The sequence below is a fragment of the Marivirga sp. genome (assembly GCF_024636815.1).
GTDB lineage: Bacteria > Bacteroidota > Bacteroidia > Cytophagales > Cyclobacteriaceae > Marivirga.
The window spans coordinates 1-19,043 of record NZ_JAGXGF010000227.1; the positions used below are offsets into that span (position 1 = coordinate 1).

A 19,043-nucleotide genomic window follows, 5' to 3' on the forward strand; every position below is an offset into this window, starting at 1 on the left:
ATGCTCACCCAATTGGTTTAGGTACAGACCCGAAAGGGGTAATGGCGGAGTTATTCGGTAAAGAAACGGGTGTTTCCAAAGGAAAAGGAGGCTCTATGCACATGTTCGATAAAGAAAATCATTTCTTTGGAGGTCATGGAATTGTAGGTGGTCAAATTCCATTAGGAGCTGGAATTGCTTTTTCTGAGCAATATAAAGGAACTGATAATATTTGCATTACTTATATGGGAGATGGTGCTGTTCGTCAAGGTGCCTTCCACGAAGCATTAAACATGGCGATGAGCATGAAATTACCTGTGATTTTCGCTATTGAAAATAATGGTTATGCCATGGGTACTTCAGTTCAAAGGACTTCAAATGTAACGGAATTGCATACTTTGGGTGAGGCATATGATATGCCATCCAAAGGCGTGGACGCCATGAATGTGGAGAACGTTCACAATGCAGTGGCAGAAGCAGCAGAAAGAGCAAGAAAAGGTGATGGGCCAACTTTATTAGAGTTTAGAACTTATCGATATAAAGGACACTCTATGTCTGACCCTGCTAAGTACAGAACTAAAGAGGAATTAGAAGAATACAAAGGCAAAGACCCTATTGAGCAGGCTAGAGAAGCTATTTTGAAAAATAAATATGCTACAGAGGATGAGTTGAAAGAAATTGATAATGAAGCAAAAGAGCAAGTGAAAGAATGTGTGAAATTTGCTGAAGAATCAGACTTTCCACATGTTGATGAGGTTTACAGAGATGTTTATGCTCAAGAAGATTATCCTTTTATAGTGGACTAATAATACTTATTACTAATAAACCTGTCAGGTTTCAATTTGAAATACCATCTAAGCTATTACATCTGATGAAATATTTAGAAGGAGAAAACCTGACAGGTTTAACTTTTATAAAAACATAAAGATTGGAAGTAAGCTATATTATTAAAATCTGACACTTTTCGCTTTAATGGATTAAATCACAAAGCTTTAAACTATTAAATGATTGAATTGGGTATTAATAAATAAATTTTTATAGCTTTGCGGTCTTAAAATAGTGGCAATGGCAAAAACAAAATCTAAAGAGAAACAAGGATCTGAGTTTTATGAAAACCCTGAGGTATTAGCTCAGCAACTTTCTAAAACGGAGGAATTCATTGAAAACAATAAAAAAATAGTATTTGGCTTAGGGGGAGTAATCGCCTTAATTATTGTAGCCTTTTTTGGTTACCGATACTATATGAACAATCTTAACCAAGAAGCTCAAAAGGAAATGTTCCAAGCAGTTTATTGGTATGAAAACGGAGAATATGACCTTGCCTTGGATGGTGATGGAAATAACTTCGGATTCTTAGCTATTGTTGAAGACTATGGTGCTACTGAAGCCGGAAACTTAGCAAGCTTCTATTTAGGAAATATTTATCTTCAACAAGGTCAATTCGAAACTGCAATTGATTATTTAGAAGATTTTAGCAGTGATGATTTGTTGGTGCAAGCCAGAGCTTATGCCTTAATCGGAGATGCTTATATGGAATTAGGAAACTATTCCACAGCAGCAGATCAATATGGAAAGGCAGCTGACTATAAAAGCAATAAAGAATTCAGCCCTGTTTATTTGATGAAGCAAGGACTAGCTTATGAGAAAGCAAACGATTTAGAAGCGGCCATCGGAAGCTACGGAAAGGTGGTTGAGGATTTCAGTGATTCCAAACAGAAGACGGAAGCAGAAAAATACCTATCCCGATTAGAAGCTCAAAAATAATTAAATAGAAAAAATTAATTTATAAAAGGGATAGGTTTTAAAAGCCTGTCCCTTTTTTGTTGGATAATATTAAATAAAGTATTCTTACGGCTTTTCCAGTCATAGGCTGGTCAGAATCTAGCTGAGAACTAAACTTTACAGGAGATTACAAGAATACACCCCCCTTCCCCCCTAAAGGGGGGAGACGCACAGATTGAGGAAAAAGTGATTTAGATTGAAATATTCTACAAATTTAAATCTGTGAGGCTGTCCCCTTGAGGACTTTAGGGGTGTTGGGTGGAGATGTGATATCTAGTTATATATAGCAAAAAGGAAAAAAGAAGCTAGAAAATAAAATTTAAAAATAGTGGTTTTACTGTCTGAAGATGTTTGGACAATTTTAAGGGACCGTTAAAAAGAAATATTTACTTGAAACTACATACTTTGTAAGATTTATAATTAATAAAAAATATGGCATCAAATCTTAAAAATCTAAGCGAGCATTCAGGAAAAAACATGAAAGGATTGCAGAAAAAAAAGTTTGCAATCCTAGTTTCAGAATGGAATGAAGAAGTAACTGAGTCATTATACAATGGCGCTTATGAAACATTGCTGGAAAACGGAATCCCAAAAGAAAATATCCAAAAGCATTATGTGCCAGGCAGTTTTGAATTAAGCTTAGGAGCACAATGGATGGCAGAAAGAAAAGAAATTGATGCTGTGATTTGCCTGGGTTGCGTAATTCAAGGAGAAACAAAACATTTTGATTTTATCTGTGATGCAGTGGCTCACGGCATTACCAACGTCAGCCTAAAATATAACAAACCCGTTATTTTTGGTGTTCTGACTCCCAATACACAACAACAAGCTTTAGATAGAGCCGGAGGCAAGCATGGCAACAAAGGAGATGAAGCTGCATTTACCGCATTAAAAATGTTAGGATTAGCAAAAGGATTATGATTGTATTAAAATTTGGCGGGACTTCCGTAGGCACACCTCAAGGAATGAATCAGATTCGTGAAATCATCACGAAAGATAATAATAAGAAATTAGTAGTCCTTTCCGCTCTCAGTGGAGTGACCAATACTTTGGTGGAAATAGGCGAAAGACTGCGTAAAAAGGAGTATGAGCTTGCTCTTAAAGTCATCAAGAAGCTACAAAAGCGATATGATGAGTTTTTAGAAGAACTCTTTGAATCAGAATCTTTCAAAAATAAAGCATCAGCTATTATTTCTGAAAGCATGAACTTCATCAAATCATGTTTGGAAAAACCTTTTACCAATTTGATTGATAAGGAGCTATTGGCTCAAGGGGAATTGATGTCCACCAATATTTTTAATTTGCATTTGCAAGAGCACGAATTAAATAGCGCCTTGATCAATGCCTTGGATTTTGTAAGAACGGATGCTTTTTCAGAGCCAGATGAAGCTTTCATCAATAAAGAATTATCCGATATTTTAGTAAAGCAACCAGCTGAAACTAATTTAATCATCACTCAAGGCTATATTTGCCGCAATGCGGAAGGCAATATTGACAATTTAAAAAGAGGAGGTAGTGATTATACAGCTTCTTTAGTTGGTGCGGCTCTAAATGCAGATGAAATCCAGATTTGGACGGATATTGATGGTATGCACAATAATGATCCAAGAGTGGTCGATAAAACTTTTAGCATTCCGCAGTTGTCATTTGAGGAAGCAGCCGAGTTGGCTTATTTTGGGGCAAAAATATTGCATCCTTCTTGTATCAGACCTGCACAGAAAAAAACCATTCCGGTACGTCTGAAAAACACCATGAAACCAGAAGCACCTGGCACTTTGATTCATACCAAAGAGGGTAGCGGGGAAGGCATCAAAGCCATTGCAGCCAAAGATGGTATAGTTGCTATCAAAATTAAATCTTTGCGAATGCTAATGGCTTATGGTTTCTTGAGATGAGTGTTTGAAATTTTTGAGAAATATAAAACACCAATAGATGTAATTACCACTTCTGAAGTTGCTATTTCTGTGACCATCGATAACATTTATTACTTGGACAGCATTTTAAGTGAATTACGCCCTTTCGGTGAAGTGGAAGTAGATCAGGAGCAAAGTATCATCTGTTTAGTGGGCAATATGGTGGCTGAAAGACCAGGTTTGGTAAGCAAGATTTTTGCTTCACTGCAAGACGTTCCAGTGCGTATGATTTCCTATGGTGGTAGCCGACATAATATCTCTATAGTAGTCGATACTCAGTACAAATCTGAGGCTTTGAAGAAGTTGAATGATGGGGTTTTTTGAGGGGGTAGTAAGTAGTAGGTTTTAAGTTATAAGTTACTCAAACAATATCAGCCATCACTTTTTCTACTCTTTTGAAATATAAAAGACCTGTTATAAAAAGTAGGATCACTATACTAAAAGAAAAGTAGGCAAATATACTAGGAGGATCACCACCTAAGAGGCTCCATCTAAAACCTTCTACTATTCCTGCCATAGGATTGACATAATAAAGAAGAGAAGCCCAATCTGGCAACCTTTGGATAACATCTTTAGCTTGGTACCCAACGGGTGTGGCATAAAGTCCGAACTGCACTAAGAAAGGAACCACATGCTGAAAATCACGATATCGGATGGTCAAAGCACTTAACCAAATTCCAACCGCTAAGGCTGAAATAATAGTCAAAAGGATAAATATCGGTAAGTAAATAATATTCGCGGATGGAATGAATCCATAATAAATCATCAAAATCACCACAAACAACATGGCTATGGCAAAATCCACAAATCCTACCAATGCTTTTGAAAGCGGAATAACCAATCGAGGGAAATAGATTTTTTTGACCATTTCCTGAGCTCCAATAATGGAATTTCCAGATTGGTTCAAAACAAAAGAAAAATACGACCATGATGCCATACCACAAACCGCAAAAAGTGGATAAGGTACTCCACTTGTATCTACTACTGCTACCTTTCCAAAAACCACTGTGAATATCAATAAAGTTGCTAAGGGCTGAATAAATGCCCATAATAATCCGAGGAAAGTTTGAGCATATCTAACTCTCAAATCTCGGTAAGCCAATATGTAAAACAAATCCTTATAAGCCCATAATTCTTTCAAATTGATGTGCCATTTTGGTTTGGATGCGTCTACAACTAATTTTTCCATAATATGGGTATTGAGATCTCAGATAAACTCAACTTTTTTCAATACAAATATAATAGAAAGAGTTGGAAGTGGAATGCCTCAATTGAAAGTGAGCCATTCTCGATAATTTCATAGCTGTAAATTCATCATTATAAGCGAGAATTGCTATTTGATTTTCTATTTGTGAAAAACAAGGGCTCTATTCAGTCACCTCCACACCCTTCCAAAATGCTACATAATTTTCAAACTTTTTAGCCATCTCTTTAGTGTCAGGATAGTACCAGGCAGCATCTTTGTTTTCTTTGCCATTCACTTTTAGGCTGTAATAAGAAGCAGTTCCCTTCCAAGGACAAACAGTATGATAATCCGTCTTTTCAAAATATTCGTCTTTTATTGATTCAGGCGGGAAATAGTGATTGCCTTCTATTACGATGGTGTTATCACTTTCTGCTAGGACTTGATCGTTCCAAATTGCTTTCATAATTAAGAAGTTTATCGTTTATTAACTGCTTTAAACCTGTCAGGTTTTAAAATATTAAAATCAAATATTTAAATATGAATATTGCTGCTTGAATCTGGCGAAACCTGACAGGTTTTTAAGAACCATCACTCAGCAATTTTTCTAACTTCACTTTATAAATAACCCCTTGCTCAAAACAGCAAATTCCAGAATTAAATACTACCAAGGCAAAAGTTCCATAGTAAATCCAATTCCAGCCATCAGGATTTTGCATACGGTAAAAACCCGCATCTATTGTCAGGCTTAAACCTGCACCTATTAAAATTAAACCTAAAATTGAGAAAAATAACCATTTTTGCTTTATCGCCTGCATGAGAAATATATTTTTTAAGGAGTTTAAATTTATTCCGTTTAAAAAAAATAAAAATACTTGGTTTAAAAAAAAAAAAAACAACTACTTTAATATTCATACCAAAAATTTAAACGTTATGAAATTTAAAATCAAAAAAATTACTGTTCAATTTGTGATGTTAATCGCATGTATGTTTAGCTTTTACTACGCATATTCTTCTACCTCTATTTGTGTTGTGAGTTCTAATTCTGATAATAATGTTGGTCATTGTCGGGAGCGGGCAGATGGAACAGGCGATGGTTGTTTCACAAGTGGTAGTGGTCCTGCTTGTGCTTACACTCAAATAATTAAAACAATAGGTGGTTAATTACAGGGTGTTACTTACAGAGTAACACCTTTTATTCTTATGAAATATATTATTATTACTTTGATAATTCTAGCCTCGTGCGATAGCAAAAAATCCGAAATATACTTTCAAGAGGTAAACGGACTGCAGTTTAAAGATAGCATTTTTTTAGAAGAAACAGGACTTATTTCACTTCATTTAGATAAGGAGACTAGCTTTAAACATGAATCAATTAAAAGTGTGGAAATTGACAATACGTCTTATTTATCCTTTATAAATGGATACAATCAACATTTTTATTTATATAACTTAGAGACGCGGGAACTTCATAAAAAATTAAAATTAGAAAGAGAGGGACCCAATGGAATTGGAAATTTTACCTATGGCGACCACTTGTATTTAAATAGCGATAGCCTATTAATATATAATGGCTGGGAAGCAAGTCTGTATATTTTAAACAGTAAAGGAAATTTACTTTCGAAAAGCGAAATAGTAGATTTTTCAAAAAATCATAATTTGGTTTCTCCAGAGCCTTCGACAATGAAACCCATCAGAAAAGTTGGTGATTATGTGTTCATTCCATGTGGTATTGAGAAGTATTTGACAGACTATTCAAATCAAAATTCTGTAATACGATATAACTTAAATACTAAAGAGATGGATTATATCATAAGTTTTCCAGATAACTATAACCAGGGCTATTGGGGAGTGGCATTTAAATATAAAATGGGATTTGACTTCTATGACACAGATATAATTTCAAGTTTTCCTATTGAGAATTATATCTATCGCCATGATTCAGCTGGTAACTACCTTAACAAATATTATGTAGGTTCAAAGTACATTACACAATTTGAACCCTTCAAAGAAGATATAGATTATGGTGTAGAAAAAGACCATTCAGTTCCAAATCCGCAACAAAGAGATCACGGCTTTTCAAATTCAGATTATACTACTATATTTTATGATGAATGGAGAGATTTGTTCTATCGAATTGCTTACATCAGACCAAAGCAAGCTGAACTAGAAACGGAAGGAACGATCCCTGATTTTTCAGTGATTATTCTAAATTCCAATTTCGAAAAAGTGGGGGAGCAACTTTTTGATGGATTAAAATATCACCCCTCTATGATATTAGTTTCAAAGCAAGGCTTGTTGTTGGGAAGAAGTGATTTATATAAAGAAAACGAGGAACTTCTAAGTTTTTCTGTACTTAAAATCACAAAATGAAAATAGTTAAACTGTTATTTATTTTTATTCCAGTACTATTATTCAATTGTACGAATGAATTCAAATCCTTGGAAAATGAATTACTCAGTATTGATGAAGATATTTTAGACAGGGATTTAATCATTATTCCAAAAGAAGGCTGTACTGGATGTATCTTAAATGTTACGTATTACGCAGAACAAAATATTGATAGTATAAATAAAAATGTATTATTTACTGTGATTCAAGATTTAAAATTATTCAGATTAAAAGTGGATTCAGCACTTTTAAATCATAAACAGGTGTATATAGACGAAAAAAACGTAATCAAAAGCAGAAATATTGGAATTTATCCTGTTTTGATTGAAGCAAATAATGGAAAAATCATTTCTGTTAGTGAATTTTCAGTTCCTAATTAACCATAAGTACAATTTATAGTAACCAGTTGAGCTGAATGTAAAAACCTATGTTAATTATACAATTGGTTTTTATACAATAATAATCAAGTTCAAATCAACCCCAGAATTGAGATAATTAACCACTTTTGCTTTATCGCCTGCATGACATATGTAACATTTGTTCCAACAAAATTTAACTATCTTCGTGTTTTAGTTTTGTAAGACGAACAGGCCTTATTAAAAGTTTATGAGATATTTAGTTTACAGCCTACTTTTAGTGGGTTTATTTTTGCAAAACACTTTTGCCCAAGTGATTAAACCCATCAGTTGGGAAAGCTCCATTTTAGAAGAAAACTTAGAAGTAGGTGATACAGCTACGTTATCCTTCCGAGCTGAAATTGATGAAAATTGGTATTTATACTCATCAGATTTTGATCCAGATTTGGGGCCTATGCTTACTGAATTCGAATTTGAAGAGGAGGATTCATACCAATTAGTGGATAGTCTCATTCCCATCAACCCCTCTAAAGGTTATGACGAGATTTGGGAAGGGAATTATACTTACTTTAAGAAGAAAGGGGAGTTCCAACAAAAAGTAATCATTAAAGAGATTCCTTTTAAGATAGAAACCAGCAATAGTTATCAAGTCTGTTCTGATGTAGACGGGAAATGTATTCCTTTCAGTGATGATTTCTCATTTGGAGATAAAACGAAATCTGCTAATAGCGGAGCTGGACAAGATAAAAAAGAAAAAGCATCAGCAGATAAATCAGAAAAAGGAGGCAAAAAAATAATTGACCTTCAGCAGCAGGATTCCAACTCTCCGTATTCACTTTTAGGCTTTATGGTGGTGGCTTTTTTGGCTGGCTTAGCTGCTTTATTGACACCTTGTGTTTTCCCTATGATTCCGATGACGGTTACCTTCTTTACTGGAAAAGCGAAATCGAGGGCTGGCGCCATTCGTCAAGCCGTGATTTACGGAATTTCAATTATTGTGATTTATGTGATAGCGGGAACCATTATAGCCGTTATCAATGGTCCTGAATTTGCCAATTGGCTGAGTACCCACTGGATTCCCAATGTCTTTTTCTTTTTAGTATTCTTTATTTTTGCCTTATCATTTCTGGGGCTGTTTGAAATCAATTTGCCTTCAAGCTTTGTCAATAAAGTAGATGCCAAAGCCGACAAAGGCGGCTTAGGCGGTGTTTTCTTTATGGCTTTCACTTTGGTTTTAGTTTCTTTTAGCTGTACTGGCCCAATCGTAGGAAGTATTTTGGTAGAATCAGCTGGAGGCATGGTGATCAAACCGCTTTTGGGCATGTTTGCTTTTAGTTTAGCTTTTGCTATTCCATTTACGCTCTTTGCCATTTTCCCTGAGTGGTTGAATAATTTGCCAAAATCAGGTGGCTGGTTGAATTCTGTAAAAGTAGTTTTAGGATTCCTAGAATTGGCACTAGGATTGAAATTCTTGAGCATAGCCGACCAGGTTTATCATTGGGGAATATTAGACAGAGACATATATTTAGTGCTTTGGATTGTGATTTTCGCTTTCTTAGGATTATATCTTTTAGGAAAGCTCAGATTACCGGGTGACAGCCCAATAGAGAAATTATCAGTGGGAAGATTGATGCTCAGCATTATTACATTTAGCTTCGTTTTATATATGATTCCAGGCTTATTTGGAGCCCCATTAAAAGCGCTCTCTGGTTACCTTCCGCCAATGAGTTCTCACGATTTTGATTTACCAACTCTTATTCGAGAAAATAGTGGAGGCTCAGGAGCAATAAGTGACGAAGACCAAATTTGCGAAGAGCCTAAATATGGAGATATGCTGCATTTTCCACACGGAATAAGAGGCTATTTCGATTATGAACAAGCCTTAGCCTGTGCAAAAGAACAAGGTAAACCTATTTTCGTGGATTTCACGGGTCATGGTTGTGTAAACTGCCGTGAAATGGAAGCTAGAGTTTGGTCTGATCCCAAAGTGCTAAGTCGTTTAAAAAATGATTATGTGATGCTAGCCTTATATGTAGATGAAAAAACTGAATTGCCCGAAAAGGATTGGTACACTAGCGAATATGATGGAAAGGTAAAAAAATCGATTGGTAAGCAAAATGCTGATTTTCAGATTACTCGATTCAATAATAATGCACAGCCCTATTATGTTCTCCTGGATACAAATGGTGAACTATTGGTAGAACCAATTGCATATGAAAGAAGCATTAGCAAATTTGTTGATTTTCTAGAAGAAGGAAAAGAAAAGTTCGAAGCTAAAAACAAGCCTTAAATTAGGGCTTGCTTAAAAAGTCTCAAGTGCCTCATATACAATCGGGCTAAGTGAAGGAGTATTGGTATACTTCGAGCTTTAGCCCGGGAAGTAGATGAGGTGCTTGAGGCAAGAGTACTAGAAAATCAAAATTTGATTTTCTAGTACAAACAATATTAGTTATTTCCTTAAAAAGACTTACACTAATTGAAAAACTATTATTCAATAATCACTACCAAAATATGTATAAAGTTCATTTTTGTTAAATAATCTGTTTTTAAGCAAGCCCTAATTAAAGAACTATCGTATCTTTGCGGGGTTTTAATCATTTCAATAGACATAGTAATTAAGAATGGCAAAAAGAAGAAAAAGCGAACCGCTTAAAGAGGAAGAGAAAAAGCCACTCAACAAAGAAAATTTTAAAAAGCTTACGGGAGTATTCCAATTCATAAAACCCTATAAAGGCTATTTCATAGCGGGGTTATTTTTCTTGTTAATTTCCAGTACTACCCTTCTGGGGTTTCCTTATGTAATGGGAAAACTGGTGGATGTGGCACAGGGGAAAACATCTGGTATTTTTACAGAACTCAATACAGTAGCATTTATCCTGATTGGAATATTAGCTGTTCAAAGCTTCTTTTCATTTTTCAGAGTTTATCTCTTTGCTCAAGTAAGTGAAAGAGCGATGGCCGATATGCGTGCCAAGCTTTATACTAAACTGATGAGCTTACCCATGACCTTTTACGATAAAAGTAGAGTGGGCGAATTGGTAAGTCGAATCACATCTGATGTTTCGCTATTGCAAGATACTTTTTCAGTAACATTAGCAGAATTTATCAGGCAAGTATCTACTTTGATCATAGGAGCCGCTATAATCTTTTATTTCACTCCCAAGTTGGCATTGTTCATGATTGCTACCTTTCCAATACTGGTTATTGCTGCTATGATTTTCGGAAAGTTTATCCGTAAGCTTTCCAAAAAAACACAATCGGAATTAGCTTCAGCAAACGTCATAGTGGAAGAAACTTTACAATCCATAAATATTGTTAAATCTTTTACAAGTGAGCTAATTGAAGTAATGCGTTATCGTAAATCCCTCGATAAAGTAGTAAAAGTAGCTTTGAAATCAGCCACCTATAGAGGTGCATTTATCTCCTTCATTATTTTCGCTATGTTTGGTGGAATAGTGGCCGTTTTATGGTATGGTGCCAGCTTAGTGCAAGAAGGAAGCATGAGTGTGGGTGATTTATTAAGCTTTGTTCTTTATACTACTTTTATTGGTGGTTCAATTGCAGGTTTGGGTGATTTATATGGTCAAATTCAAAAAGCTATTGGTGCTTCTGAGAGAGTGATGGAAATATTACAGGAAGAGGAAGAGTTTAAGATAGAAGAGAAAGAGAAAATACATTTACAAGGAGCAATACGCTTTGAAGATGTTAACTTCTCTTATCCGACACGGAAGGATGTGCAAGTATTAAAAGGTTTGAATTTAACAGTTGGAGCTGGAGAAAAAGTTGCCTTAGTAGGTCATAGTGGTGCAGGGAAATCAACGATAATTCAGTTGTTAATGCGTTTTTATCCTTTAGCTTCTGGTAAAATTAAAGTGGATGATCAAAATATCGATTCTTTATCAATCACGGGCTACAGACAAAATATTGGAATAGTCCCTCAGGAAATCATACTGTTTGGGGGGTCAATCCGTGAAAATATAGCTTATGGAAAACCTGAAGCAACGGATGAAGAAATAATAGAGGCTGCTGTAAAGGCTAATGCCTGGTTATTTATTAAAGATTTTCCGGAAGGATTGGAAACCTTAGTGGGTGAAAGAGGCGTTAAATTATCTGGAGGTCAAAGGCAAAGAATAGCAATAGCAAGGGCCATACTGAAAGATCCAAAAATTTTAATTTTGGATGAAGCAACCTCCTCTTTGGATGCAGAATCGGAGAACCTGGTGCAACAAGCACTGGATGCGCTTATGAAAGACAGAACAACCATTATTATTGCACATCGTTTGGCAACTATCCGTAAAGTGGACAAGATTTTTGTGCTAAAGGAAGGACGAATTTCTGAGGAGGGCTCACATCAAGAACTTTTAGAATCAGAAAATGGAACATACAGTAACTTGGTAAAATTGCAATTACAAGACTAAATGATGAAGGTTAAATACTATTTTTTAAAGGCTCTTTTTTGGCTTTTGAGTAAAATTCCATTTTGGTTTTATCACGGACTTTCAACGCTGATTGGATTTTTATTTATAAAAACTAAAATCTATCGATATAATGTGGTAATGGACAATTTGAGGAAATCTTTCCCTGATAAATCAGAAAAGGAAATCCAGAAAATTGCAAATCAATTTTATTATCATTTTGTAGATTTATTGATCGAAAGCATCAAGGCTTTTGGCTTTTCAAAAAAGACCATCAAAAAGCGATACAAAATCAATACTAATCCTGAAGTTCAAAAACTATTAGAAGAAAAACGGAATCTTGCTATAATACTTCCACACTATGGCAATTGGGAATGGTCGGCACAAGGCTTTAATTTTATGACGGAACGAAACCAACCTTTTGGTTTGGCAATTTATAGACCTCTAACAAATAAGCTGATGGATAAGCTTATGAAAGAGAATAGGACTCGCTTTGCAGGGAGTAAGATGATTGCAAAAAATGATGCCTTTAAAGAAATCACAAGGCATAAGGATAAACATATTATAGTAGGCTTTGCTGCTGATCAATCTCCTGGTAATGCATATAATTCATATTGGATGGAATTTCTTGGCAGAGAAACAGGAGTGTTTTATGGAGTTGAAAAATTTAGCCAGCAATTTAATTTAGCGCCTGTATATGCTCATGTTAAGAAAGTGGCCCGTTCCCGATATGAAATTGATTTTGAATTGATAACTGAGGAACCGAATGAAACACCCTATGGCTATATCACTGAAAAACACATGCGACTTTTAGAAGCTGATATCTATAAAAAACCGCATCTGTGGCTTTGGACTCATAAAAGATGGAAGCGTAGTAAACCTGCTGACTATGAGCAAAAAAGACCTCTAGCTCAGTAAAAAAAACCTTAATAAAAAAACCGAAACCAGCATTTTCACTAAATAAAATGCTAAATTAACCTTAAACATAAAGTAAAATGAGTGAATCAAACAACGAAGATAAATTAGAATTAAATAAAATCAGAAAAGCTTTTAAAGACAGAGATTGGAACGAAATTAAAAGTTCCGACTCATGGGCAATTTTCAAAATCATGTCAGAATTTGTAGAGGGTTTTGAGAAGCTCTCAAAAATTGGCCCTTGCGTTTCTGTTTTTGGATCTGCTCGAGTGAAGCAAGATCATCCTTATTATAAAATGGCAGAAGAAGTAGCTGCAAAGCTTGTGCGACATGGATATGGCGTTATTACCGGTGGAGGTCCTGGTATTATGGAAGCAGGAAATAAAGGAGCTAAAAGTGAAAACGGTAAGTCTGTGGGGTTGAATATTGTCCTTCCATTTGAACAATTCAATAATATTTATATTGATCCTGATAAATTAATCACTTTTGATTACTTCTTCGTAAGGAAAGTGATGTTTATAAAATATGCACAAGGATTTGTAGTGATGCCTGGTGGTTTTGGTACTATGGACGAACTTTTTGAAGCTTTAACCCTTATTCAAACTCATAAAATTGGCCGTTTCCCAATTGTTTTGGTAGGTAAAAAATTCTGGTCGGGATTAATTGACTGGATTAAAGACACATTAATTGAGGCGGAAAATAATGTAAGTCCTGAAGATTTAGAATTATTCACGGTTGTGGATACACCAACAGAGGCAGTAAAGGTGATTGATAATTTCTATTCTCAATTCATGCTTTCTCCAAACTTCTAAAGTTAATAGTAGTTAACAGTTTATATGACAGACAGTAAATTTGCATTATATATTTCAATAGCATCCTTAGTTACTTTTTTAATAGTAGCATTTTTTGGGAATCAAAACCGTATAGAAAATAATCAGAAGCCGGTAATGAAAACGGAATTGGCTACTGAACCTATAGCTTTTAAAAATGCTAAAACAATCCCCCTTCCTGAAAAAATTGATTTAGCAGGAGAGGAAGTTCCACTTGAAATTGCGGATGTGAGAGAACGGCTGGATAAGGAATTGCATATAAATTCTTACTGGCATAATAATACCATATTTCTTTTTAAACGAGCTAGTCGCTGGTTTCCTATTATTGAACCTATTCTCGAGAAGAATGGAATTCCAGATGATTTTAAATATTTAGCATTAATTGAAAGTGGGCTAGAAAATGTAGATAGCTATGCAGGTGCAGCAGGTTTTTGGCAAATTTTAAAAAGTACTGGCAGAGAATATGGTTTAGAAATTAATAGAGACGTAGATGAAAGATATCATCCAATATTATCCACAGAGGCAGCTTGTAAATATTTTAAAAGGTCCTATGAGAAATTTGGTGATTGGACGTTGGTGGCGGCATCCTACAATAGAGGTATGCGAGGCATGCAAAATGCACTTGATCATCAGAAAGTAGATAATTTTTATGACTTATTGTTGAATGATGAGACTTCCCGTTATGTATTTAGAATTTTGGCTATTAAACAAATCTTTGAAAGCCCGGAAGATTATGGACTGAATATTATTAAAGAGCATTTATACGAACCATATGTCTATCGCTATGATACAATTCGTAATTCCACTGATTGGGTAGATTATGCTAAAGAACAAAAAACTACGTATAAGACCTTAAGAATTTATAACCCCTGGATCCAGGATAAAGATATTTCAATTGGAAGAAATGAATATTATATAGTGAGTTTGCCGGTAGGAAATTAACCCGCATTATTCAAATTAAAAAATCACCCCGATTTCCAAAGCAATGAAATCATTTCTTAAATTAAAATCATCACCATAAATATTTTCTTTAATAACGTTTAATAATCCTCTTTGATAAACCAGGCCGCCAAAAACTTTGGTGTTTATTCCAATTCCATATTCCAATCCTATTCCTAGTAAAGAGTTTAGATCCATGAATCTGAAGCTTTGAACGATGTTTTCTTCTTCGCCTTCATTATTGGTTCTAAAATCTACTGTTCCACCAAATTGAAAATAAATTTTCTTGTCCAATCCTATTTCTTCAGTAAAGAGTTTCAAGGTAAGTGGAATTTGTAAATATTGAGGGCTATAGTCTTCATTATAACTTGGAGGAGTTGCCCCTACTGAATCTGCAGAAAAAGCAGATCTTTTAGAAGTAAATATTAATCCAGTGCTGAAATAATGGTTTTCTTTAAATTCGATGTCAAAAATTGGCCCTAGTTGAAAACGCAGGCCTGCTCCATCTTTATTGAAATTAGTGTTTTCGGCTTCTGCATTTATTCTATTAAATGATATTGTAGGTGCAGTTTTAAAACCAAATCTTACTTGCGCCTCAGCTATGCTAATTGAAAACAGTAATAAGGCAGAAAAGAGCAATTTTTTCATTTATTTTGGGTTTGATATTCAGAACAAATATAATCAACGACTTATGCAAAGTAATAAATATTACATACTTACTTCTTTTATCTTCACGATTGTTTTATCAGCATGTTCTAATAAAGATCAATTTTGTGAAGAAGCACCAAATATTAGCAATATTGAGGTCGAGATTCCATTAAATAATTTAGCAGATGAAATGGTGAATTTAAATACTCAAGACAAAGCACTTGAGTTTATTCAAGATAACCCATTTGTGGCAGATTATTTTTTTGAAAGAGGTAGATATGGTGAAGATTCAATAGTAGCTAATAATATGGTCAATATTTTCTCTAACCCGGCCTATAAAGACACGCTTTATCAGCAGGTAGAAAAAACTTTTGGAGATTTCACTAAATTACAAGCAGATTTTAAGGAGGCTTTTAAATACTATAAATATTATTACCCTGAAGTAACAATTCCAGAATTAGAAATTGTTTTGGCAGGTTTACAGAAAGACCTTTTTGTATCAGACAGCGTAATAAGTATAGCCGCAGATTATTTTTTAGGGCCTGATGCAGCTTATGTGCCTAATGGAGTTCCTGATTATATTCTGATGCGCTATGAAAAAGAATATATTGTTCCAATGACTATGTTATTGCTTACCCAAAAGCAGAACCAAACTGATCAAAGTGATCAAACGCTTTTAGCAGACATGATTTTTTATGGAAAATCCTATTACCTGACTAAAATGACAATTCCCTGTACTCCCGATTCTTTATTAATAGGATATACCACTAAAGAAATGGAGGATATTAATGAAAATGAACATATCATTTGGGCGAATTTTCTAGAAAATGACTTACTCTATGAAACGAGCCATTTTATGAAAAATAAATTTATAGGAGAAAGACCTAAGACGTTTGAGATAAGTCAACAGTGCCCTGGCAGAATAGGTATTTGGGTGGGTTGGCAAATTGTAAAATCTTATATGGAGAATAATCCTGAAGTAAGTGTTCAGAAGCTGATGGAAAACACTGATGTTCAACAGATTTTCAGCCAATCGAGATATAAGCCAAAAGGCTAGATTTTCATCTTACGAAGTAAGCAAATAATCGAAAAATGCAATTTCTTAATTTCTATTGTAGAAATAATTAGCTAATTTATAAGCAATTAAAAAAAGCTAAATATCTTCAATATGAATCCTGCGGAAAAAGGTTGGCTAAGAGAGTATATTAGATATAGGAGTCCCTTTCCTATTGATTTGGATCAATACCATATTAAAGATCAAGATAGTTTATTGTACAAAATAGTTCAGCCTACAGGTTTGATTTATGGGCACCCAATTCATGCTCCCGGAATTAGACATCCAAAAGAGCAAAGATGGAATAGCTTAGGTAAGATGAAGATTGTGTTGTTGGAAAGTTTTTTACACAGTGCAAGTCTGAAAGAGAATAATTTGCCAGTATCTGATAAAGATTGGCAAGACTTTTATCTAGAGACCAGTCAATCAATAGGAGATTTTTATTCTGTTTTGGATCCACAAAAAGATAAAAAGAAATTTTTCTTTTTCAATAGGTCAAAGAAGGATGAATTTCTGCTTGCAGAGCAAATTCTTCATAAACGATTATTTCTTAAATCACGATGGGATCATTTCTGGGCTAGTTTATTTCAGAATAGTCTACTTTTTTTAGATACTTATTATTTTGGAGAGTGGCGAGCTGGGAAGTTTCATAATATGAAATGGCATAAAGATGCTATGAAAATGTTATTATTAAAAGTTATTGCATCTGCAGCTCATGCAAATCAGATTATTGAAAGGGAAGAAAAAAATATGTTCTTTACTTTTTTGAGCTCTTCCAATCTTTCAAAATCGCAAAGTAAATTAGCAAAAGAAGCATTTAGAGATGGAATCACCCTAGATCAGATAGATTTAAGACAAGCAGACACATGGTTGTTAAAAAAATATATACTGGAGCTAGCTATTTTAATGATATGGGCGGACAAGGTTGTTAGTGTAGAAGAAAGAGCTTTTTTAAGTACGCTAGCAAAGCGTTTAGGATTCTCTGAAGAAGAGCTTGATATTAGTCTGATTGCCATCGAGTCATTCGTAATTGAAAATTGGAAAGAAGTATATTTCCTTCAAAGTAAACATTCATATCAGGTCATTAGTCAAACTATTATGCAAAGAATATCTTTTGTGCTTAAAAAACATAAAGACAGTATTGCTCAAGAAATAAAAGAAAGTAAGGAATTGTGGTATTTATTTGAGAAATCTAAGACAGAGGTTTTAAGTGATGAAGAAAAAGAGAAGATGAGGATTCAATTAATTGACATCCTTAAGTCAATCCCTGCTTTTGTTATAATCGCATTGCCTGGATCATTTTTAACCTTACCATTATTACTGAAAGTCCTTCCTAAGAGCTCTTTCCCTTCAGGATTTCAAGACTAAACAAATTTATTATTTCAGTATAGAGCTTAATTAAAGTCTTAAATCAAATCTTTTGAGCTTTTCCGTTGAGGGATTAATAGTGATAGAAGAATAGAAAGAAGTAAAGTGGAAAAGATTACAGTGAATGAAACTAGAGTGTTGATGTGAACATGAACAAACTCTAACAACATTTTGGCGCCAATGAAAATCAAAATAAAAGAAAGCCCTTTTTGTAATAAATAAAACTTATCTATAACACCTGCTAACAAGAAAAACTTTGCTCTCAATCCTAGAATTGCAAATATATTTGAAGTGTACAGGATAAATTCATTTTGAGTAATAGCAAACACAGCTGGTATTGAATCCACTGCAAATATTAAATCTGTAGATTCCACTAAGAGAATTACTAGAAACAGTGGGGTAAAAAGAATCATCTTCCCTCTCCTAATAATAAATTTGCCTTTGAAATCACCCTTAGTAATTTTAAGATGTTTTCTGGCAAACTGAATAATTACATTTTTTTCAGGATCTAAATCATCCTCTTCTTTTTGGAAAAATATTTTTATACCACTATAAACCAAAAAGGCTCCAAAGATATAGAGTATCCAATGAAACTGGTCAACAAGATAAGCACCAAGGAATATGAAAATTGCCCGAAAAACTATAGCTCCTAATACGCCCCAAAATAAAATTTTATGGTAAAGGGTTTCTTCAACTTTGAAATATCTTAAGATTAATAAAATCACAAAAATATTATCAACAGATAATGCATATTCGGCTATGTAAGCTGAAAAATATTCCAGCATTATTACTTTTCCACCATAAAATTCATATATCAAATAACCAAATGCAATAGATATTACTATCCAGAAAATGGATTGGTAGGTGGCGGACTTAAGGGAGACTTTTTTCGCATCTTTATTAAAGAATCCCAAATCAAAAATGAGGAACACAATGATAACTGCCCCGAAAACACTATATAGTACGTGCTCAGTGTTATCAAAAAAATCTAATATATTATTCATATTGTAATTTTCCCCATTATGTCCGAAAGATAATTTATTTGTAACTTTTAATTAAATTTTACAGAGAAAATTAGAAAAAATATATTGAAAACTTCTTTATAATCAGGTAAATGCAGTTGTAGTAAAGTGGTGTGTATGTAGTATTATGGCAAAAAGACAACTGAATAGGATTGATGTTTTAGATGAGGTATAATTGGGAATGGATAAGGTTGGTGTTTTTAAAGACAAAAGACAAGCCAAAGTATGGCTTGTCTTACAGAAATAAT

The 19,043-nt window shown here is 34.2% G+C and carries 18 protein-coding genes and 1 pseudogene; 14 read left to right on the forward strand and 5 right to left on the reverse strand.

The window, feature by feature from the left end:
- The 4 genes and pseudogenes from Q0L29_RS15955 to Q0L29_RS15970 form a co-directional block, all read left to right on the forward strand.
- On the forward strand, window positions 1-785 hold a 785-nt coding region (locus Q0L29_RS15955; RefSeq protein ID WP_296623256.1), incomplete at its 5' end, for a thiamine pyrophosphate-dependent enzyme.
- A gap of 259 nt (window positions 786-1,044) precedes the next feature.
- Window positions 1,045-1,743 (forward strand): tetratricopeptide repeat protein, encoded by a 699-nt coding sequence (locus tag Q0L29_RS15960; protein ID WP_296623258.1) that lies wholly within the window; start codon window positions 1,045-1,047, stop codon window positions 1,741-1,743.
- A 450-nt stretch (window positions 1,744-2,193) separates the two neighbouring features.
- Window positions 2,194-2,682 carry a 6,7-dimethyl-8-ribityllumazine synthase gene (gene ribH / locus Q0L29_RS15965; protein WP_296623260.1) on the forward strand — a complete coding sequence of 163 codons (489 nt, stop codon included), beginning with the start codon at window positions 2,194-2,196 and terminating at the stop codon, window positions 2,680-2,682.
- A pseudogene (locus Q0L29_RS15970) lies at window positions 2,679-3,998 on the forward strand (aspartate kinase). Before ribH ends, Q0L29_RS15970 begins: the two are co-directional and overlap by 4 nt.
- Before the next feature lie 37 nt (window positions 3,999-4,035).
- Here the strand turns inward: Q0L29_RS15970 and Q0L29_RS15975 are convergent.
- From Q0L29_RS15975 to Q0L29_RS15985, 3 genes are all read right to left on the reverse strand, one after another.
- Complete coding sequence (locus Q0L29_RS15975) at window positions 4,036-4,863, reverse strand: ABC transporter permease (RefSeq protein ID WP_296623262.1); 828 nt, start codon at window positions 4,861-4,863, stop codon at window positions 4,036-4,038.
- A gap of 178 nt (window positions 4,864-5,041) precedes the next feature.
- The gene (locus Q0L29_RS15980) at window positions 5,042-5,323 is read right to left on the reverse strand and encodes a DUF427 domain-containing protein (protein ID WP_296623264.1); all 282 of its coding nucleotides are present in this window, start codon (window positions 5,321-5,323) and stop codon (window positions 5,042-5,044) included.
- A 115-nt stretch (window positions 5,324-5,438) separates the two neighbouring features.
- Complete coding sequence (locus tag Q0L29_RS15985) at window positions 5,439-5,675, reverse strand: hypothetical protein (protein ID WP_296623266.1); 237 nt, start codon at window positions 5,673-5,675, stop codon at window positions 5,439-5,441.
- Here Q0L29_RS15985 and Q0L29_RS15990 point away from each other — a divergent pair.
- The 8 genes from Q0L29_RS15990 (at window position 5,674) to Q0L29_RS16025 (ending at window position 14,706) form a co-directional block, all read left to right on the forward strand.
- Window positions 5,674-6,021, forward strand: coding sequence for a hypothetical protein (locus tag Q0L29_RS15990; protein ID WP_296623268.1), 348 nt, complete (start codon window positions 5,674-5,676; stop codon window positions 6,019-6,021). The two genes, Q0L29_RS15985 and Q0L29_RS15990, sit on opposite strands and share 2 nt — an antisense overlap.
- A gap of 39 nt (window positions 6,022-6,060) precedes the next feature.
- Window positions 6,061-7,230 (forward strand): DUF4221 family protein, encoded by a 1,170-nt coding sequence (locus Q0L29_RS15995; RefSeq protein WP_296623270.1) that lies wholly within the window; start codon window positions 6,061-6,063, stop codon window positions 7,228-7,230.
- A complete protein-coding gene (locus Q0L29_RS16000; RefSeq protein ID WP_296623271.1) occupies window positions 7,227-7,628 on the forward strand; it encodes a hypothetical protein in 402 nt (133 codons plus the stop codon). The genes Q0L29_RS15995 and Q0L29_RS16000 overlap by 4 nt, the downstream gene beginning before the upstream one ends.
- A 226-nt stretch (window positions 7,629-7,854) precedes the next feature.
- Window positions 7,855-9,894 (forward strand): thioredoxin family protein, encoded by a 2,040-nt coding sequence (locus tag Q0L29_RS16005; RefSeq protein WP_296623273.1) that lies wholly within the window; start codon window positions 7,855-7,857, stop codon window positions 9,892-9,894.
- Between the two features lie 331 nt (window positions 9,895-10,225).
- Entirely contained in the window at window positions 10,226-12,022 is a 1,797-nt protein-coding gene (locus tag Q0L29_RS16010) for an ABC transporter transmembrane domain-containing protein (RefSeq protein ID WP_296623275.1), read from the forward strand.
- A complete protein-coding gene (locus tag Q0L29_RS16015) occupies window positions 12,023-12,937 on the forward strand; it encodes a lysophospholipid acyltransferase family protein (protein WP_296623276.1) in 915 nt (304 codons plus the stop codon).
- A 77-nt stretch (window positions 12,938-13,014) separates the two neighbouring features.
- Complete coding sequence (locus tag Q0L29_RS16020) at window positions 13,015-13,746, forward strand: TIGR00730 family Rossman fold protein (RefSeq protein ID WP_296623278.1); 732 nt, start codon at window positions 13,015-13,017, stop codon at window positions 13,744-13,746.
- Window positions 13,747-13,770: 24 nt separating this feature from the next.
- Entirely contained in the window at window positions 13,771-14,706 is a 936-nt protein-coding gene (locus Q0L29_RS16025) for a lytic transglycosylase domain-containing protein (RefSeq protein WP_296623280.1), read from the forward strand.
- Window positions 14,707-14,721: 15 nt separating this feature from the next.
- On the opposite strand, the gene Q0L29_RS16030 is transcribed toward Q0L29_RS16025, so the two are convergent.
- A complete protein-coding gene (locus Q0L29_RS16030) occupies window positions 14,722-15,351 on the reverse strand; it encodes a porin family protein (RefSeq protein ID WP_296623281.1) in 630 nt (209 codons plus the stop codon).
- A gap of 43 nt (window positions 15,352-15,394) precedes the next feature.
- Between Q0L29_RS16030 and Q0L29_RS16035 the strand changes: the two genes are divergently transcribed.
- Both Q0L29_RS16035 and Q0L29_RS16040 read left to right on the forward strand, forming a co-directional pair.
- Window positions 15,395-16,408, forward strand: coding sequence for a gliding motility lipoprotein GldB (locus tag Q0L29_RS16035; RefSeq protein WP_296623283.1), 1,014 nt, complete (start codon window positions 15,395-15,397; stop codon window positions 16,406-16,408).
- Window positions 16,409-16,519: 111 nt separating this feature from the next.
- A complete protein-coding gene (locus Q0L29_RS16040) occupies window positions 16,520-17,773 on the forward strand; it encodes an LETM1 domain-containing protein (RefSeq protein WP_296623286.1) in 1,254 nt (417 codons plus the stop codon).
- A gap of 38 nt (window positions 17,774-17,811) precedes the next feature.
- On the opposite strand, the gene Q0L29_RS16045 is transcribed toward Q0L29_RS16040, so the two are convergent.
- Window positions 17,812-18,777, reverse strand: coding sequence for a TerC/Alx family metal homeostasis membrane protein (locus Q0L29_RS16045; protein WP_296623287.1), 966 nt, complete (start codon window positions 18,775-18,777; stop codon window positions 17,812-17,814).
- Between the last annotated feature and the right edge of the window lie 266 nt (window positions 18,778-19,043).

Bases quoted from the DNA above. Each gene is read 5' to 3' on its own strand.
- Q0L29_RS16005 (WP_296623273.1), top strand. From the start codon at position 7,855: ATGAGATATTTAGTTTACAGCCTACTTTTAGTGGGTTTATTTTTGCAA.
- Q0L29_RS15960 (WP_296623258.1), top strand. From the start codon at position 1,045: ATGGCAAAAACAAAATCTAAAGAGAAACAAGGATCTGAGTTTTATGAA.
- Q0L29_RS16010 (WP_296623275.1), top strand. From the start codon at position 10,226: ATGGCAAAAAGAAGAAAAAGCGAACCGCTTAAAGAGGAAGAGAAAAAG.
- ribH (WP_296623260.1), top strand. From the start codon at position 2,194: ATGGCATCAAATCTTAAAAATCTAAGCGAGCATTCAGGAAAAAACATG.
- Q0L29_RS16030 (WP_296623281.1), bottom strand. From the start codon at position 15,351: ATGAAAAAATTGCTCTTTTCTGCCTTATTACTGTTTTCAATTAGCATA.
- Q0L29_RS16015 (WP_296623276.1), top strand. From the start codon at position 12,023: ATGATGAAGGTTAAATACTATTTTTTAAAGGCTCTTTTTTGGCTTTTG.
- Q0L29_RS15980 (WP_296623264.1), bottom strand. From the start codon at position 5,323: ATGAAAGCAATTTGGAACGATCAAGTCCTAGCAGAAAGTGATAACACC.
- Q0L29_RS15985 (WP_296623266.1), bottom strand. From the start codon at position 5,675: ATGCAGGCGATAAAGCAAAAATGGTTATTTTTCTCAATTTTAGGTTTA.
- Q0L29_RS15975 (WP_296623262.1), bottom strand. From the start codon at position 4,863: ATGGAAAAATTAGTTGTAGACGCATCCAAACCAAAATGGCACATCAAT.
- Q0L29_RS15995 (WP_296623270.1), top strand. From the start codon at position 6,061: ATGAAATATATTATTATTACTTTGATAATTCTAGCCTCGTGCGATAGC.
- Q0L29_RS16020 (WP_296623278.1), top strand. From the start codon at position 13,015: ATGAGTGAATCAAACAACGAAGATAAATTAGAATTAAATAAAATCAGA.
- Q0L29_RS16025 (WP_296623280.1), top strand. From the start codon at position 13,771: ATGACAGACAGTAAATTTGCATTATATATTTCAATAGCATCCTTAGTT.
- Q0L29_RS15990 (WP_296623268.1), top strand. From the start codon at position 5,674: ATGAGAAATATATTTTTTAAGGAGTTTAAATTTATTCCGTTTAAAAAA.
- Q0L29_RS16000 (WP_296623271.1), top strand. From the start codon at position 7,227: ATGAAAATAGTTAAACTGTTATTTATTTTTATTCCAGTACTATTATTC.
- Q0L29_RS16045 (WP_296623287.1), bottom strand. From the start codon at position 18,777: ATGAATAATATATTAGATTTTTTTGATAACACTGAGCACGTACTATAT.
- Q0L29_RS16040 (WP_296623286.1), top strand. From the start codon at position 16,520: ATGAATCCTGCGGAAAAAGGTTGGCTAAGAGAGTATATTAGATATAGG.
- Q0L29_RS16035 (WP_296623283.1), top strand. From the start codon at position 15,395: ATGCAAAGTAATAAATATTACATACTTACTTCTTTTATCTTCACGATT.